The sequence below is a fragment of the Stenotrophomonas sp. BR163 genome (assembly GCF_047520985.2).
Taxonomy (GTDB): Bacteria; Pseudomonadota; Gammaproteobacteria; order Xanthomonadales; family Xanthomonadaceae; genus Stenotrophomonas; species Stenotrophomonas sepilia.
In genome coordinates this window covers 105542-121417 of record NZ_JAXBRE020000008.1, presented here as the reverse complement: position 1 = coordinate 121417, position 15876 = coordinate 105542, and the positions used below count along the sequence as shown (strand labels likewise).

The following is a 15876-nucleotide window of genomic DNA, read 5'->3' as shown; positions in this document are numbered from 1 at the left end:
TCTTCACGTGCGGTTCTGGCACTCGCCCGGGGTGAGTGCTAACATCGCCGGACTTTTTTAGACCAATCAATCACTTAAGAGGTCTCCTATGAGCATCAAGCCGCTGCACGACCGCGTTGTGGTCAAGCCGATCGAAGCCGACGAAATCTCCGCCGGTGGCATCGTCATCCCCGACTCGGCCAAGGAAAAGTCCACCAAGGGTGAGGTCGTGGCCGTCGGCCCGGGCAAGCCGCTGGACAACGGCAACGTGCGCGCGCCGTCGCTGAAGGTCGGCGACAAGGTCATCTACGGCCAGTACGCCGGCAGCTCGTACAAGAGCGAAGGCGTCGAATACAAGGTCCTGCGCGAAGACGACGTGCTCGCCGTCATCGGCTGAGCCTCGGCGCGACCTGTTTCAACCTGATCCCAAACTCCCAGCCGCCGGGCATCGTCCGGCGCTACCAATGAGGTAAATGCAATGGCTGCCAAGGATATTCGTTTCGGTGAAGACGCCCGTTCGCGCATGGTGCGCGGCGTCAATGTTCTCGCCAATGCCGTCAAGGCCACCCTGGGCCCGAAGGGCCGCAACGTCGTGCTGGAAAAGAGCTTCGGCGCCCCGACCATCACCAAGGACGGCGTCTCCGTCGCCAAGGAAATCGAACTGGCTGACAAGTTCGAGAACATGGGCGCGCAGATGGTGAAGGAAGTTGCGTCGCGCACCAACGACGATGCCGGCGACGGCACCACCACCGCCACCGTGCTGGCCCAGGCCCTGATCCGCGAAGGCGCCAAGGCCGTTGCCGCCGGCATGAACCCGATGGACCTCAAGCGCGGTATCGACAAGGCCGTTTCGGCTGCCGTCGCCGAGCTGAAGAACATCTCCAAGCCGACCGCCGACGACAAGGCGATTGCCCAGGTCGGTACCATCTCGGCCAACTCGGATGAGTCGATCGGCCAGATCATTGCTGACGCGATGAAGGAAGTCGGCAAGGAAGGCGTCATCACCGTTGAAGAAGGCTCGGGCCTGGACAACGAGCTGGACGTGGTCAAGGGCATGCAGTTCGACCGCGGCTACCTGTCGCCGTACTTCATCAACAACCAGCAGTCGCAGACCGCTGACCTGGATGATCCGTTCATCCTGCTGCACGACAAGAAGATCTCCAACGTCCGTGACCTGCTGCCGGTGCTGGAAGGCGTCGCCAAGGCCGGCAAGCCGCTGCTGATCGTCGCTGAAGAAGTCGAAGGCGAAGCGCTGGCGACCCTGGTGGTCAACACCATCCGTGGCATCGTCAAGGTCGTGGCCGTCAAGGCCCCGGGCTTCGGCGACCGTCGCAAGGCGATGCTGGAAGACATGGCCGTGCTGACCGGCGGCACCGTGATCTCCGAAGAAGTCGGCCTGTCGCTGGAAAAGGCCACCATCAAGGACCTGGGCCGCGCCAAGAAGGTGCAGGTCTCCAAGGAGAACACCACCATCATCGACGGCGTCGGCGACAAGGCCAACGTTGATGCACGCGTGGCGCAGATCAAGACCCAGATCCAGGACACCTCCTCGGATTACGATCGCGAGAAGCTGCAGGAACGCGTTGCCAAGCTGGCCGGCGGCGTTGCCGTGATCAAGGTCGGCGCCTCGACCGAAATCGAAATGAAGGAAAAGAAGGATCGCGTCGACGACGCCCTGCACGCCACCCGTGCAGCCGTTGAAGAAGGCGTGGTCCCGGGCGGTGGCGTTGCCCTGGTCCGCGCGATCACCGCGCTGGCCGGCCTGAAGGGTGCCAACGAAGACCAGAACCACGGCATCCAGATTGCCCTGCGTGCGATGGAAGCCCCGCTGCGCGAGATCGTGGCCAACGCCGGCGACGAGCCGTCGGTCATCATCAACAAGGTCAAGGAAGGCACCGGCAGCTTCGGCTACAACGCGGCCACCGGCGAGTTCGGCGACATGCTGCAGTTCGGCATCCTGGACCCGACCAAGGTGACCCGTTCGGCCCTGCAGAACGCGGCCTCGATCGCCGGCCTGATGATCACCACCGAAGCCATGGTTGCCGAAGCTCCGAAGAAGGACGAGCCGGCCATGGGCGGCGCTGGTGGCATGGGCGGCATGGGCGGCATGGGTGGCATGGACTTCTAAGTCCACGCCTCCGGCGGTCGTTGCCGGCCTCGGTCGGCACGCCTTCCCGATGTGATGTAAAGAAGAACCCCGCCGCAAGGCGGGGTTTTTCGTTGCCCGGTTGCCGTCGCCGCAGTGCATCGCTACGCTCGGTGACCATGCCTACTTCGTTCATCGTCGTTGACGACTTCCTTTCTCCCGCCGATGCGCAGGGGTTGCGCCAGGCGGCACTGGGCCTGGACTATCCCGTCCAGGAGGGCGCATTCCCCGGCCGCAATTCACAGCAGCGGCTGGAGTTGGAGGGACTGTCCGGTGCGGTCTCGCGACTGGTCAACGAATCGCTGCGGCCGGTCAACCCGCTGCAGTCGCACGGCAAGTTCCGCCTTACCCTCGCCGGCGACATCGGCCGCGCCAAGGTGCACGCCGACCACTCGCACTGGTCGGGCATTCTCTACCTGAGTGCACCGGAGCACTGCGAGGGCGGCACCGAGTTCTTCCGCCATCGCCGTACCGGCACCGAGCGCATGGCCCTGGACGCGGCGGAGCTGGCCGCATTGGGCTACGCCAACGGCGGCGACATGCATCGCGACATCATCGAGCGCGACAGCAACGACGACAGCCAGTGGGAAATGACCATGCGCATTCCGATGCGCTTCAACCGGCTGGTGCTGCTGCGGCCCTGGTTCTGGCACACCGCCGGGCCAGCGTTCGGTGATCGACCGGAGAATGGCCGGCTGGTATACCTGATGTTCTTCGAGCAGGCGCGCTGAGGAGTGCCATCCACGCATGGCGTGGATGCTCCCCCCTGGCCGCGTTCGCCATGCAGGCGTGATCGCACCCTCATTCGACGAATGCCTTCGCCGCACCATACTCCCACTGCCACGGCACGCCGGTATCGCCCAGTACGAATGCCACCAGTGCCGGGAACGCAGCTTCCGCCCGTACATCGTTGCCCAGAATCACCACGCAGCGTTTGTGCCGTTCGATGCACACCAGCGTGTTGCCGACCGCATCGTCGTGGCCGCCCTTGTAGAAGCCTGCGCCCTGCGGGCCGCGGAACGTCACCACGCCCAGGCCCGCGGCCAGATCCTTGCGTTGCTGCGCCACGGGCAGCTCCGGCTGCAGCGTGGGGAACTGGCTGGCGGTGGTGATCGGCAGCTGCGGCCGCACCAGTTCCCTGCGCATTGCAGGCGACAGCCCATCGCCGCGGACATAGCCGGCGGCGAAGCGCGCCATGTCGGCGATGGTGGTATCCATCGAACCGGCCGCACGCACGCGGCTGCGTTCATCGTGCGGCTCGGCCGTGCCTTCCGCTGTCCAGCCATCGGCCAGGTTGGCGGCGAAATCCTCACGCCACATCATGCTGGTGCGGACCATGCCGAAGCGGTCGAATACCTGCCGCTGCATCAATGCACCCACGTCCTGGCCAAGCCGTCCACGCTCGATCACGAACTGCAACAGGATCAGCCCTTCGCCGGAATAGCCGTAGCGGCTGCCGGGATCGAAGTGGAACCTCAGCCGGCCATCCGGTTCGAGAAAGCCGAAGTTGGCGAAGCCACTGGAATGGTTGAGCAGCAGGCGCGGGGTGAGCTGGCGCCAGCGCGCATCATCGGCCAGTACGCTGTAGTCGGCGTACTTCTTCGGCTCCGGCGGGTAGTCCGGCAGCGGCTTGTCCAGCGCCGTGGCGATGCTGGCGTCCAGCTCGATCCGCGCATCCTGGGCAAGCTGTGCGACCAGGTGGCCGAACGCCATCTTGGTCAGCGAGGCGGCGTACATCACGGTATCGGTGCGCAGCGGCTCGCCTGCGGCGTTGCGTTCGCCGTAGGCGGCCACGTGTACCACCTTGCCGCCATCGATCACCGCCAGCGCCATCCCGCGCGCATGCGCCGCCTGCATCAGCCGCTGTGCTTCGGCATCGATGCGCGCGGGCGAGGGTAGCGGCGGCCCGGCCAGCACGGCCGGCGGGAGCAGCGTCAGCAACAGCAGGACAGCACGGCGCATGCGTGGAACTCCTGGCGGGACGTGGCGCGATGCTACGCCTGCCAGCTCCCGCCGTCATGCGCCGGACGTCAGCCGGGTCGGCGCAGGCAGATCCGCGCGGCACCCGCACCGATGTCCACCTGGCCACCGCGCATCGCGTCGGCACCGAGGATCAAGGCCGGTCGCGCCTCCAGGCCGATCGCCCTGAACACCGGCAGTTCGCTGATCCGGACCTCCATCGGCGGGTGCTGCCAGTTGCCGCCGGTCATGCCGGGCAGGGTGTACAGCCAGGTTGCCTGTGCACCGCCACCCAGCCCCTCGGTGCCCTCTTCACGTGCACGCACCCGAGCATCGCTGCCGTCGGTGCGCAGGCCCAGTGCGCGGGCTGCTTCGGCGTTGAGGACGGTCTGCGCGGCACCGGTGTCGACCACGGCGATGGCGTCCACGCCGGGCGTACCCAAGGCAAGCGTGATGAAGCCGAACTGGCGCAGGCCGTCATCGCGGCCGGGCAGCGCATTGGGTTGGCAACCCGGCCCTTCCAGGTCCAAGCCGCCGGGTGTCCACAGCGCCAGTTGATTGCGGCCGAAGTCCCAACGGGTGTCCCAGCGCCCGGTCAGGTCGTTGCCGATCAAGCCGTCAATGGCCGGATCATCGCCCTTCGCCAGCGATGACAGGTCGACCTGCATGCCGCTGGCCTTCAATTGCCAACTGCCCAGCTGCCACGCTGTGCTGCGCATGCGCTGCAACCGCGCCGCCTTCGCGCTCGCGCCCTGGGCCTGCGACATTGCCGCTTCCGCATTCTGCAAACCATAGCGCCGCACTACGCGTGCATCGACCAGGGTTGCCCCGGCGGCACTGTCGACCACGAAGCGCAGCGGCTCTGAACGCCCGTCCAGCGAGACGGCCACTGCCGGATGACCGCCCTGCATCCACATCGGCAGGACGTGCTCGGCGGCATCGGAGGCGAGCGCCGGCAAGGGGATGGCGAACAGGGGCATCAGGAACAGGCGCAAGGGGAGACTCCGCAGTGATCGTGGGCGACCATTGGCGCGCAGCGGCGTATCACCGCGATATCGGCATTGATACCGTCCTGATACACAGGTGCGGGATACTGAGGCAATGAACACTCCCATCCGCGTCATCGTCGTCGATGACGATGCCAGCATTCGCGACGCCATCGCCGACCACCTGCTGCTGCACGGCTACCAGGTGCGTGTGGCGGCGGATGCAACAGCGCTGGACGTGTTGCTGCAGGTTGAACGTCCTGACCTGATCATCCTCGACTGGATGATGCCCGGTGAGGATGGCCTGTCGGTTTGCCGCCGGCTGCAGGCGCGGGCGATCCCGATCCTGATGCTGTCGGCGATGGGGGCCGCGCCGGATCGCGTGATCGGCCTGGAGATGGGCGCGGACGACTACCTGGCCAAGCCGTTTGACCCGCGCGAGCTGTTGGCGCGGGTTCGCGCGCTGCTGCGCAGGCAGGACAAGCTGCGCGCACAGGTGGCCAGCGAGCTGCGGTTTGATGGCTGGCGATTGCTGCCTGACCAGCGTCGCCTGTTCGCGCCGGATGGCGCCGAACTGGTGCTGAGCCGCGGTGAATTCTCCCTGCTGCTGGCACTGGCTGAACGTCCCGGGCGGGTGCTGGCGCGCGAACAGCTGCTGCAGTTGAGTCGCGGAGAAGCCAGCGACAGCGTGGACCGTGCCGTCGACCTTGCGATCAGCCGCCTGCGCCGCAAGCTCGGGCAGGCCGCGTCCGGCGCTGAAGCCCTTGTGCAGACACTGCGTGGCGAAGGGTACCGCTTCAACGCGGAGGTAGGGGTGTTGTGAGCAGCCGGTGGTCAACCACCCGCTGGATCGCGATGCTGGCCTTGGCCAGCCTGCTGCTGGCAACCCTGGTCAGCGTGGCGGTAGTGGGGTGGATGCCCCGGCCCGCGCCGCCACCGATGCGGCTGGACCATGCGATGCAGGTGCTGCGTGGGGAACAGGCGCCGGCGCCACTGGGATTGCATATGTCAACGCAGGACGCGCCACCCCGGGGCAGCGCCAGTGACTGGCTCACCCAGTTGGCGGCGCTGCAGATGGACCTGCCGGCCGGGAATGTACGCCTGGTGTGGACGGGGCAGGGCAGGGCGCCCGATGTGCAGGTCATCGAGGGTGGCGCGGTACTGGACGCCTCCGCTCGTGCTGGCGTGCTGAAATCGCAGGCCGCGTTGCTGACCGCCATGCAGTGGCCGCCGTTCGAACTGGGGATGCGGCAAGCCGATGGCCGATGGCGGGTGGTCGGCAGCGACCACAGTGACCTGGCGGCCTGGCGCCGCCAGGTGATGCTCGCCCTGCTGGGCGGTGCGATCCTGCTGGCCCCTCTGGCGGCGTGGGCGGCGATCCGGTTGGGCCGCCCGCTGCGACGCCTGGCTGAAGCCAGCGCACGGGTCGACCTGCAGGCCGAAACGCCATTGCCTGATGACGGTCCACGCGAAGTGCAGGTACTGGCCACAGCGATCAGCACTGGTCGCGAACGTCTGCGCGCCCAGGCACGGGACATGACGCATATGCTGGCGGCCGTGGCGCATGACCTGCGCACGCCCTTGACCGGCCTGCGCCTGCGCGCGGAGTTCGCTCCCGCGCCACAGGCCGCCAGGATGGTGGCAGACATCGAGCGCATGGATACGATGATCGAGCAGGTGCTCGACTACGCACGCGGTGAGCTGCAGCCGTTGCAGATGCGGATGCTGGATCTTTCAGCGCTGCTGGAGGACTGCGTGCAGGCGGCGCTGCTGCGCGGGGTCGACATTTCCCTTCAGGGCCCGGATACGTTGCCGTGGCATGGCGATGCGCTGCTGCTCCGGCGCGCGGTCGACAATCTCATCGACAACGCCGAGCGCTACGCGGGCGCCGTGGAGCTGTGGGTCGCCATGGCGGGGGATGGAGTGCAGCTGGACGTGATGGACCGCGGCCCTGGCATCGCCGAGATCGATCGCGCACGCCTGCTGCAACCGTTCCAGCGCAGCGAGGGCTCGCGTAGCCGCGCCACCGGGGGCGCCGGACTTGGACTGGCCGTGGCTGCAAACGTGGCGAAGCGCCACGCGGGCGAACTTCAGCTGTTGCACCGCGAGGGCGGGGGGCTGATCGCGCGGCTGCTGCTGGGACGCACTTCCTGAGTCAACTCCGATTTGCTTCCACTGGCCATTCCTCGATATGATTAGGTGCCTAATCATTCAGTGAGGAAAGGATGATCGAAGCCAAGCATCAGGCGTTGCTGGAGGAAGCGCAGCGGCGCGGCCACGCCAACATCGCGCAGCTGCGCCTGTGCTTCCAGCTGCTCTCGTTGTCCTCGTCGATCGATCGCGACTGCGCTGCACGGTTGGCACCGCACGGGCTCAGCGAGGGTCGCTTCATCGTGCTGTTCCTGCTGCACGGGGCCGGCGGCGCATTGGCGCCGCACGCGCTGGCCGAGCGCGCTGGCGTGACCCGGGCCACCATCAGCGGCCTGCTCGATGGCCTGCAGCGCGAAGGCCTGCTGCAGCGTCGCAGCGATGACGAGGATGGCCGTCGTCTGCAGATCGTGTTGACCGCACCGGGCAAGCGTTTGGCCGAGTCGCTGTTCGAGCGGCACACACAATGGATCAGCGGCCTGTTCAACGGCCTGGATGCTGATGAACGGCAGCAGCTGTCACAACTGCTGCACAAGGTGTGGCAGCACACGGACACCGGGCGGGAAGCCTCCGCATGAGCACGCCCATTCCCGCGGAACGGCTGCGTGCACTCAACAGCGGTGGTGCCGCTGCCACGCATCTGGCCGAATGCCTGGCAGTGGATTTCGCCGCGCTGTTGCAGGGGGTGGCACCTGTGCTCGAGCCGGAAGCGCTGCAATGTATGCGCGACGCCTCCGGCAAGGGCATCACCCAGCGCATGGCGCTGGCGGCGCGGTTGCTGCACGAATCCGGGCAGGGTGATCCCGCGCACTGGCAGGCACACGCATCAGACACCGTGCGTGGCTGGGCCTGCTACCTGATTGGCAGCAATGCCGGCGCGGCGCTGCCGGCCAAGCTGCGGGCGATGCGTCCGCTGGCTGACGACCCGCACTTCGGCGTGCGCGAATGGGCATGGCTGGCGCTGCGCAGCGACATCGTTGCCGCACCGTTGCAGGCGCTTGAGTACCTGCAGGTGTGGACGCAGGAAGCATCGCCTTACCTGCGCCGCTTCGCCTGCGAAGCGCTGCGCCCACGAGGCGTGTGGTCCACGCATATCGCGCTGTTCAAGCAGCATCCAGAACTCGCGTTGCCGATGCTGGAAGCAATGGCTAACGACCCGGAGCGCTACGTGCAGGACTCGGTCGGGAACTGGCTCAACGATGCCGGCAAGACTCGCCCGCAGTGGCTGCGTGAGCTGTGCGCACGATGGCAACAGCAGCACCCTGGCGATGCCAATGCCTACATCCGCAAACGCGCCATGCGCTCGTTGCGGTAGTGCCGGCCGCTGGCCGGCAACCTCATCAACCTCAAGGAAGGCCTTCCAGGTCCTACACCCTCATCGAGCTCTACACCGCTCTGGCCACCTTGTAACAGCGCCTCCGGAGGCGCATGGCACATGCGTCTGTCACCCGGACGCGGTAAACAGGACATTGCCCATGTCCATCCGCAGGGAAGTTGATCATGCAGAGCACGCTCCAGGTAACGCTGTACGGCCCGCAGGGCGATACGCCGTCACTGCAGCTGCCGCAGATGGAAGGGCCCGCGGTGGCCATCCCGGAAGCGGTACTGCGCCGGCTGGTGTCCGATCTCTACACCACCCGTTCCCTACTCAATCCCGAGCAGCTGGACGAGGCCCGGCAGGAGCTGGACCGCGTGCTGGAGCGCTGGGCCGACATCCACGAAGGCCTGCTGCTGGACGTGGAAGTGCATGGCAGATGAGCGACCTTGCACGGCGGCCACCGCGTGGGCTGCGCGGTCAGGCGCATCACTGAACCGCGCCCCCAGTTGCGGATGAAACATTTTGCACTGCGCAAAAGCTGTGCTATCAATAGATCCCATGAACGCAGCCGCTACCCGCTTTTACTGGTATTACTTTCCGAAGCCACTGGCGGAGGAAGGACTGCGCTCACCCTGAAGAAAGCTTCAGACGCATTCCCGAAAGCCGCCAGCGAACCTGGCGGCTTTTTTCATGCCGCCACGCTGGGGACCCCCAACGTTCCGGAGATCTCCTGCAATGCCCCCGCACACCGACGACCTGCGTATCCGCACCATCGAACCGCTGACACCGCCCGCCCAGCTGCTGGCGATGCTGCCCTGTGACGATGAGGCTTCCGACACCGTCAGCGCCTCGCGCGCGGCCCTGCACCAGATCCTGCACGGCCGTGACGACCGCCTGGCGGTGGTGGTGGGCCCGTGCTCGATCCACGACCCGAAGGCCGCCATCGAGTACGCCCAGCGCCTGAAGCCGCTGCGCGACGCGCTGGCTGGCGAGCTGGAAATCGTCATGCGCGTGTACTTCGAGAAGCCGCGCACCACGGTGGGCTGGAAGGGCCTGATCAACGACCCGGACCTGGACGGCAGCTTCAGGATCGACAAGGGCCTGCGCGTCGCCCGTGGCCTCCTGCGCGACATCAACAAGCTCGGCCTGCCGGCCGGTGTTGAATTCCTCGATGTGATCTCGCCGCAGTACATCGCCGACCTGGTGGCATGGGGCGCGATCGGCGCACGCACCACCGAAAGCCAGGTGCATCGCGAGCTGGCTTCGGGGCTGTCGTGCCCCGTCGGCTTCAAGAACGGCACCGATGGCAACGTGAAGATCGCCGCCGACGCGGTGGGTGCGGCATCCAACCCGCATCATTTCCTGTCGGTCACCAAGCAGGGTGGCACTGCCATCGTGTCGACCACCGGCAACCCGGATTGCCATGTGATCCTGCGCGGTGGCAAGCAACCGAACTACGACGCTGGCAGCGTGGCTGAGGCCTGCCAGGTGCTGGCCAAGGCCAAGCTGCCGGCGCGCCTGATGATCGATGCCAGCCATGCCAACAGCCTGAAGAACCCCGAGAACCAGCCGAAGGTGATCGACGACATCGCCGCTCAGATGGAAGACGGCGAACAGCGCATCGTGGGCGTGATGATCGAGAGCCATCTGGTCGGGGGCCGCCAGGAACTGGTGGAAGGCCAGCCGCTGGTCTACGGGCAGAGCATCACCGATGGCTGCATCGACTGGGACACCACCGTGACCGTGCTGGAGCGACTGGCTGCGGCCGTGCGTGCCCGTCGTGAAGTGAAGGTGTCCGAAGCGGCGTGAATGAAGCCGCCTGATGGCGGCACGTGTGTGGATGGCGGCCAGCGCCTGCGGGGGTGCGGCCGCGATCAGGGCCGGCCGGAGTTGGAGACCGGCCCATCTGCACCGGCGATGCGCCTGGCGCTGCGCATGAGCGACAGCGCCAGGTACATCGCCGGGGTGGTGATGCCGATATTTGTAGCGTCGAGCCATGCTCGACGTGCGCGCGACGCGCGTTGGCTTCCTGCAAAGCGCAGTCGAGCATGGCTCGACGCTACGAAGAGGCTCAATGCACTTCGTCGTGGTACACGAACTTCGGCATTTCCCAGCGATAGTGGATCGCCAGCAGGCGCAGCGCGAAGCCGCCGCCCAGGCAGCACAGGATCGCGGTGGCGTCGGCCACGCCCCAGTGCAGCAGCAACAGATACGCCGCGCCGGTCAGCAGCGCGATGATCGCGTACAGCTCCTTCTGGAAGATCAGCGGCACCTCGTTGCAGAGGATGTCGCGCAGCACGCCGCCGAACGCGCCGGTCAGCATGCCGGCGATCAGCACGATCGGCATCGCATGGCCGGCCTCGCGCGCGATCGAGCAGCCGATCAGGGTGAAGGCGATCAGGCCCAGGCCATCGAGCACCAGGAAGGTGCGCCGGAAGTGGTGCATCCAGCGCGCCACCCAGGTGGCGATCAGCGCCGCGCACACGGTGAAACCCAGGTACTCGGGATGCTTCACCCAGCCCAGCGGGTAGTGGCCGAGCAGGATGTCGCGCAGCGAGCCGCCCCCGAGGGCGGTGACGCAGGCGATCATGACCACACCGAACAGGTCCATGCGGCGGCGGCCGGCAGACAGTGCACCGGTCATGGCTTCGGCGGAAATGGCAACCAGGTAGATGATGGACAGCAGCATGGAACAGGCTCCGGGCGCGGTGGGGCCGGCCATGCGCAACTGCCACCACTGCCTGCGCAATGACGGGATGACGATGACCGGTGCCGCTCCCGCTGTCCTTTTGCCTGAGAGTTCAGCGGCATGGGCCGCGTGCCCCTTCGGCGGATCGTCCCGGGCGTGCCCGGTGACCTCTCTCCAGCTCGGCGAGTCGAATGCATGGTTGGTGGGATTCCAGCCCACCGGCCTGAGCGATCATGGGAGCCTGCGCCTTCGGCGGGCGCCAGCGCGGCGCCTCTCTCCTGCATTCGGCCGCCAGTATATCCGCTGCAGTGCAGCACGGCATAATCCGGGCATGGCCCCGTCCCTCCGCCCCTGGTTCCTGTACCTGCTCGAATGCCGCGATGGCAGCTATTACGCCGGCATCAGCACCGACGTGGATGCGCGTTTCGCCGCCCACCAGGCCGGCAAGGGCGCGCGCTACACCCGGGCCCGGCCACCGCTGCGCGTGCTGGCCGTGCGCGAATACCCGGACCGGGCCGCCGCCTCACGCGCCGAGTGGCAACTCAAGCAGCAGCCCCGCGAACGCAAGCTGGCCTGGCTGCAGGCGCCGGTCCTGTAGATCCACGCCACGCGTGGATGGGCTACCCGGCCCATGCGATGATCGCCCCGCGCCCAGAGCTGGAGACCCGGATGTCCACGATCGCCCTGCTGTTCGCTCTTTCCGCAGCAACGAGCCCTGCCCCCGACCCGGCCACCATCGCGGCCATCGAAGCCACCTGCCACGACTACGTCGACGGCCAGCTGGAGGCCGACCCGCAGCGCGTCGCCCGCTCCCTGCATCCGGACCTGGCCAAGCGCGCTGTGCTCGGCGATACACCCGACGAACGCCTGGGCCTGCGCCGGATGTCGAAGGAAGAACTGGTCTCGCTGACGAAGCAGGGCGCGTTGAAGACCCCGAAGGATCAATGGGATCGTCGCTGCACGGTGCTGGACGTGACCGGCAACGCGGCCTCGGTGCGGCTGGAGACCCCGTGGTTCGTCGATTACTTCCACATGGGGCGCTTCGACCAGCGCTGGGTCATCGTCAACGCGTTGTGGTATCCAAAGCCGAAGGCACAGTGAGCGATGCGTGCCGCCGGCAAAGCATGGATCTCCGTCGTCGTGCTGGTCGCAGGCATCGCGCTGCTGCCTGGCCTGCTGTACCTGCTCGGGCTGGCATTGGCAGGCGGTCGGCCGACGCCGGCCGACCGTGCGCCCAGTGGTGTGGCTGCGTGCAGCAGTGAACCACGCGCGGGATACCAGCCGATGAATCCCTGGCGTTTCGCCGCGCAGTTCTTCGACAAGGACGTGATGAAGAAGAAGGTGCCGGAAGTGGAGCGGGAGGCCTTCTGGATTGCCCGACGCCACCTGTGGCGGCAACCACAGCGCGGCATGCCGCGCTGGCATCTCAGCAGTACCGCATTGACGATCTGGATCACCCGGCATTGGAGTACTGCGCAGATTGCCGACACCGCGAGGAAGGAGGACTTCTGCCGGACCTGGTCGAAACGGCGGGTGCCCGGTGGCCCGATGAACCAGTAGATCCACGCCATGCGTGGAGGGTGTTAACCGGGTCAGAGTCCTTTCCTGCGGAAAGGGATCCGACCCCGCTGCGTGCAGCCCTACCGCTTCGGCCGCCGGTCGTCGCGGTCATCACCGAAGATGATGCGCGCACTGCGCTGGTAGCTCCAGTACGCGACCGCCCAGTTCAGCAGCACCACGATGCGGTTGCGGAAGCCGATCAGGAAGAACACGTGCGCGGCCAGCCAGAACCACCACGCCAGCACGCCCGACAGCTGCAGCCGGCCCAGGTGCACGATCGCGGCCATGCGGCCGATGGTGGCCAGGTTGCCGTAGTCCGCGTACTTGAACGGACCGGGCTCGGGCTTGCCGTGCAGGCGCGCGCGGATGACCTCGGCCACGTATTTGCCCATCTGCTTGGCGGCCGGTGCCACCCCGGGTACCGGCTTGCCGTCGGCCTGGCTCAGTGCGGCCAGGTCGCCGGCCACGAACAGCTCCGGGTGACCGGGCAGGGTCAGGTCCGGTTGCACCGGCACGCGTCCGGCGCGGTCCAGTGGCACGTCCAGCGTGCGCGCCAGCGGTGAAGCGGCCACGCCGGCGGCCCAGACCACGGTGCGCGCCGGTACGAACTGTTCGCCGAGCTTGAAGCCCTGGCTGTCGATGTCGCTCACCGGGGTACCGGTCAGCACTTCCACGCCCAGCTTTTCCAGTTGGCGGCGCGCCTTCAGCGAAAGCACATCCGGGAACGAGGACAGCACGCGCGGCCCAGCCTCGACCAGCCGCACCCTGGCGCTGGCCGGGTCGATGTGGCGGAATTCGTTGCGCAGCGTGTGGCGCGCGATCTCGGCCAGGGTGCCGGCCAGTTCGACGCCGGTGGGACCACCACCGACGATGGCGAAACTCAGCCACGCCGCCTTCTTCGCCGGGTCCGGTTCGGCCTCGGCGCGTTCGAACGCCAGCAGCAGCTTGCGGCGCAGCGCGATGGCATCGTCCAGCGTCTTCAGGCCGGGCGCATCATCGGCCCACTGATCGTTGCCGAAGTAGGCGTGGGTGGCGCCGGTGGCCAGCAGCAGGCTGTCGTAGTCCAGCGTGCTGCCATCGGCCATGCGGATCTGCCGCGCCCGCTTGTCGATGGCCACCACTTCGCCGAGGCGGACTTCCACATTGCGCTGGTGGCCGAGGATGTGGCGCAGCGGTGCGGCGATATCCGGCGCGGACAGGCCGGCGGTGGCCACCTGGTACAGCAGCGGCTGGAACAGGTGATGGTTGCGGCGATCGACCAGGGTGATGCGTATGCGCTCGCGGGCCAGGGCACGGGTGGCCCAGAGACCTGCAAAACCGCCGCCGACAACGACCAGGTGGGGAACGCGTTCGCGACTCATCGACTCACTCCAGTGGGGGCATCGGGGGAAGCGCCTGGCATCTTCGCACGGCGGCCACCTGTCACGTCAGCGCCGGCCCGGATCGGCGATACTCGGGTTCAGGCAACGGCCCGTGAGGAGCCCATGAGCGAACCGGAAAAGCGCATCGCCCTGTTGATCGACGCCGACAATGCGCCGGCCTCGAAGATCGACGAGGTCTTGGCGGAAGTCGCCCGCTACGGCGTGGCCAACGTGCGCCGTGCCTACGGCAACTGGAAGAGCCCGCGACTGAAGGGGTGGGAAGCGGTGCTGCATGAGTATGCGATCCGCCCGATCCAGCAGTTCGCCTACAGCAAGGGCAAGAACGCTTCGGACATGGCGATGGTGATCGATGCCATGGACCTGCTGTACGCGCGCAACCTTGATGGCTTCGCCATCGTCTCCAGCGATGCGGACTTCACCCCGATGGTGATGCGCCTTCTGACCGATGGCGTGAAGGTATATGGCTTCGGCGAGAAGAAGACGCCCGAGCCATTCGTCAATGCGTGCTCGAAGTTCACCTACCTGGAGGCACTGGGCCAGACCCATGCCAGCGTGCCGGATGCCGAACAGGCGTCCAGCGAGCAGGCCTCGAACGAGCCGGTGACCAACGACGATGCGCGTCCGCGCAAGAGCGGTGCGGAAATGCGCAGTGACACCCGGCTGGTGAAGATGCTGCGCCGTGCGGTGTCCGCGGCCGAGGGTGAGGATGGCTGGTCGCACCTCGGACCGGTCGGCAGCCAGATCGGCAACCAGGCCTCGTTCGATCCGCGCAACTATGGCTACGGCAAGCTCAGCGATCTGCTGGCGGCGATCGGCCTGTTCGAACTGAAGAAGGATGGCAAGTCGTCCTACGTGCGCGCGCTGCCAAAAAAGAACAGGTAGTGCCGGCAAAAGAACCGGTAGTGCCGGCCGCTGGCCGGCATGCTACAGACGCAAGATCCCGCATCCGGCACGCACACACCCGTAACGATCAGGCGTATCGTTGCCGCTCGCATTGCCAGCAAAGGAAACCCGCATGTTGAAGATCTGGGGCCGCCGCAATTCCAGCAACGTCCGCAAGGTGCTGTGGTGTGCCGAGGAAATCGGCCTGCCGTACGAATCCATCGAGGTCGGTGGCAGCCACGGCGGCACGCAGACGCCGGAGTACCAGGCGATGAATCCCAACGGCCTGGTGCCGGTGATCGAAGACCACGGCCTGCCGCTGTGGGAATCGAACGCCATCGTGCGCTACCTGAGCGCCCGCTACGCGCTGGGCACCCTGTACGCCGAGGACCCGATGGAACGCGCCCAGGCCGAGAAGTGGATGGACTGGAGCACTTCGCGGATGGCGCCGCTGTACAGCGACCTGGTCTGGGGCATCATGCGCACCGCGCCGGCCGATCGCGATGAAGCGCGGATCAATGCCGCCATCGTGCGCGCCGGTGACTACCTGGCGATGGCCGACGCCACCCTGGCCAGGCAGCCGTGGCTGTCGGGCGAGAAGTTCGCGATGGGCGACATCCCGCTGGGCTCGCTGGTCTATGCCTGGTTCGAACTGCCGATCCAGCGACCGGAGCTTACGCACCTGGCGGATTGGTATGCGCGCCTGCGCGAGCGGCCGGCCTACCAGCGCGGCGTGATGTCGCCCCTGACGTAAGCGAAGGCGTCCGGGGTCAGAGCCCTTTTCTGCGAAAAGGGATCCGACCCCAGGGCATCGGGGTCGGATCCCC

The 15876-nt window shown here is 66.8% G+C and carries 18 protein-coding genes and 2 riboswitches; of the genes, 14 read left to right on the top strand and 4 right to left on the bottom strand.

The window, feature by feature from the left end; all coding sequences use genetic code 11:
* Window positions 1–88 precede the first annotated feature (88 nt).
* The 3 genes from ACM0PY_RS09240 to ACM0PY_RS09230 all read left to right on the top strand — a co-directional run bounded on the left by ACM0PY_RS09240 (window position 89) and on the right by ACM0PY_RS09230 (window position 2856).
* Window positions 89–376: a co-chaperone GroES gene (locus ACM0PY_RS09240; RefSeq protein ID WP_005411227.1), complete on the top strand. Its 288-nt coding sequence runs from the start codon at window positions 89–91 to the stop codon at window positions 374–376.
* Between the two features lie 81 nt (window positions 377–457).
* Window positions 458–2107: a chaperonin GroEL gene (gene groL, locus ACM0PY_RS09235; protein WP_005411226.1), complete on the top strand. Its 1650-nt coding sequence runs from the start codon at window positions 458–460 to the stop codon at window positions 2105–2107.
* Between the two features lie 137 nt (window positions 2108–2244).
* Window positions 2245–2856, top strand: a complete 612-nt coding sequence (locus tag ACM0PY_RS09230) for a DUF6445 family protein (RefSeq protein ID WP_180885456.1) — start codon at window positions 2245–2247, stop codon at window positions 2854–2856.
* Window positions 2857–2926: 70 nt separating this feature from the next.
* On the opposite strand, the gene ACM0PY_RS09225 is transcribed toward ACM0PY_RS09230, so the two are convergent.
* Window positions 2927–4087, bottom strand: coding sequence for a serine hydrolase domain-containing protein (locus tag ACM0PY_RS09225; protein WP_111200439.1), 1161 nt, complete (start codon window positions 4085–4087; stop codon window positions 2927–2929).
* Between the two features lie 68 nt (window positions 4088–4155).
* The gene (locus ACM0PY_RS09220) at window positions 4156–5064 is read right to left on the bottom strand and encodes an aspartyl protease family protein (protein WP_414609380.1); all 909 of its coding nucleotides are present in this window, start codon (window positions 5062–5064) and stop codon (window positions 4156–4158) included.
* A 121-nt stretch (window positions 5065–5185) separates the two neighbouring features.
* Between ACM0PY_RS09220 and ACM0PY_RS09215 the strand changes: the two genes are divergently transcribed.
* The 6 genes from ACM0PY_RS09215 (at window position 5186) to ACM0PY_RS09190 (ending at window position 10345) form a co-directional block, all read left to right on the top strand.
* Entirely contained in the window at window positions 5186–5893 is a 708-nt protein-coding gene (locus ACM0PY_RS09215) for a response regulator (RefSeq protein WP_061478145.1), read from the top strand.
* 32 nt (window positions 5894–5925) lie between these two features.
* A complete protein-coding gene (locus ACM0PY_RS09210; RefSeq protein ID WP_111200437.1) occupies window positions 5926–7224 on the top strand; it encodes a sensor histidine kinase in 1299 nt (432 codons plus the stop codon).
* 71 nt (window positions 7225–7295) lie between these two features.
* Window positions 7296–7796: a MarR family winged helix-turn-helix transcriptional regulator gene (locus ACM0PY_RS09205; protein ID WP_065178810.1), complete on the top strand. Its 501-nt coding sequence runs from the start codon at window positions 7296–7298 to the stop codon at window positions 7794–7796.
* On the top strand, window positions 7793–8533 hold the full coding sequence (locus tag ACM0PY_RS09200) for a DNA alkylation repair protein (RefSeq protein ID WP_065186317.1): 741 nt from the start codon (window positions 7793–7795) through the stop codon (window positions 8531–8533). The genes ACM0PY_RS09205 and ACM0PY_RS09200 overlap by 4 nt, the downstream gene beginning before the upstream one ends.
* Before the next feature lie 185 nt (window positions 8534–8718).
* Window positions 8719–8976, top strand: a complete 258-nt coding sequence (locus tag ACM0PY_RS09195; RefSeq protein ID WP_111200435.1) for a hypothetical protein — start codon at window positions 8719–8721, stop codon at window positions 8974–8976.
* A gap of 295 nt (window positions 8977–9271) precedes the next feature.
* On the top strand, window positions 9272–10345 hold the full coding sequence (locus tag ACM0PY_RS09190; RefSeq protein WP_072167272.1) for a 3-deoxy-7-phosphoheptulonate synthase: 1074 nt from the start codon (window positions 9272–9274) through the stop codon (window positions 10343–10345).
* A gap of 262 nt (window positions 10346–10607) precedes the next feature.
* On the opposite strand, the gene ACM0PY_RS09185 is transcribed toward ACM0PY_RS09190, so the two are convergent.
* A complete protein-coding gene (locus ACM0PY_RS09185; RefSeq protein ID WP_005419661.1) occupies window positions 10608–11225 on the bottom strand; it encodes a trimeric intracellular cation channel family protein in 618 nt (205 codons plus the stop codon).
* Window positions 11226–11309: 84 nt separating this feature from the next.
* Window positions 11310–11413, bottom strand: a riboswitch (glycine riboswitch).
* A gap of 13 nt (window positions 11414–11426) precedes the next feature.
* Window positions 11427–11516: riboswitch (glycine riboswitch) on the bottom strand.
* Between the two features lie 40 nt (window positions 11517–11556).
* Here ACM0PY_RS09185 and ACM0PY_RS09180 point away from each other — a divergent pair.
* From ACM0PY_RS09180 to ACM0PY_RS09170, 3 genes are all read left to right on the top strand, one after another.
* A complete protein-coding gene (locus tag ACM0PY_RS09180) occupies window positions 11557–11823 on the top strand; it encodes a GIY-YIG nuclease family protein (protein ID WP_005419660.1) in 267 nt (88 codons plus the stop codon).
* 71 nt (window positions 11824–11894) lie between these two features.
* A complete protein-coding gene (locus tag ACM0PY_RS09175) occupies window positions 11895–12326 on the top strand; it encodes a nuclear transport factor 2 family protein (protein ID WP_032954574.1) in 432 nt (143 codons plus the stop codon).
* 3 nt (window positions 12327–12329) lie between these two features.
* Window positions 12330–12785, top strand: coding sequence for a hypothetical protein (locus tag ACM0PY_RS09170; RefSeq protein ID WP_005419657.1), 456 nt, complete (start codon window positions 12330–12332; stop codon window positions 12783–12785).
* An 80-nt stretch (window positions 12786–12865) separates the two neighbouring features.
* On the opposite strand, the gene ACM0PY_RS09165 is transcribed toward ACM0PY_RS09170, so the two are convergent.
* The gene (locus ACM0PY_RS09165; protein ID WP_005419654.1) at window positions 12866–14146 is read right to left on the bottom strand and encodes an NAD(P)/FAD-dependent oxidoreductase; all 1281 of its coding nucleotides are present in this window, start codon (window positions 14144–14146) and stop codon (window positions 12866–12868) included.
* 123 nt (window positions 14147–14269) lie between these two features.
* Between ACM0PY_RS09165 and ACM0PY_RS09160 the strand changes: the two genes are divergently transcribed.
* Together ACM0PY_RS09160 and ACM0PY_RS09155 are read left to right on the top strand one after the other, a co-directional pair.
* Window positions 14270–15049 carry an NYN domain-containing protein gene (locus ACM0PY_RS09160; RefSeq protein ID WP_005419652.1) on the top strand — a complete coding sequence of 260 codons (780 nt, stop codon included), beginning with the start codon at window positions 14270–14272 and terminating at the stop codon, window positions 15047–15049.
* Window positions 15050–15182: 133 nt separating this feature from the next.
* The gene (locus tag ACM0PY_RS09155; protein ID WP_111200430.1) at window positions 15183–15803 is read left to right on the top strand and encodes a glutathione S-transferase family protein; all 621 of its coding nucleotides are present in this window, start codon (window positions 15183–15185) and stop codon (window positions 15801–15803) included.
* Window positions 15804–15876: the final 73 nt, after the last annotated feature.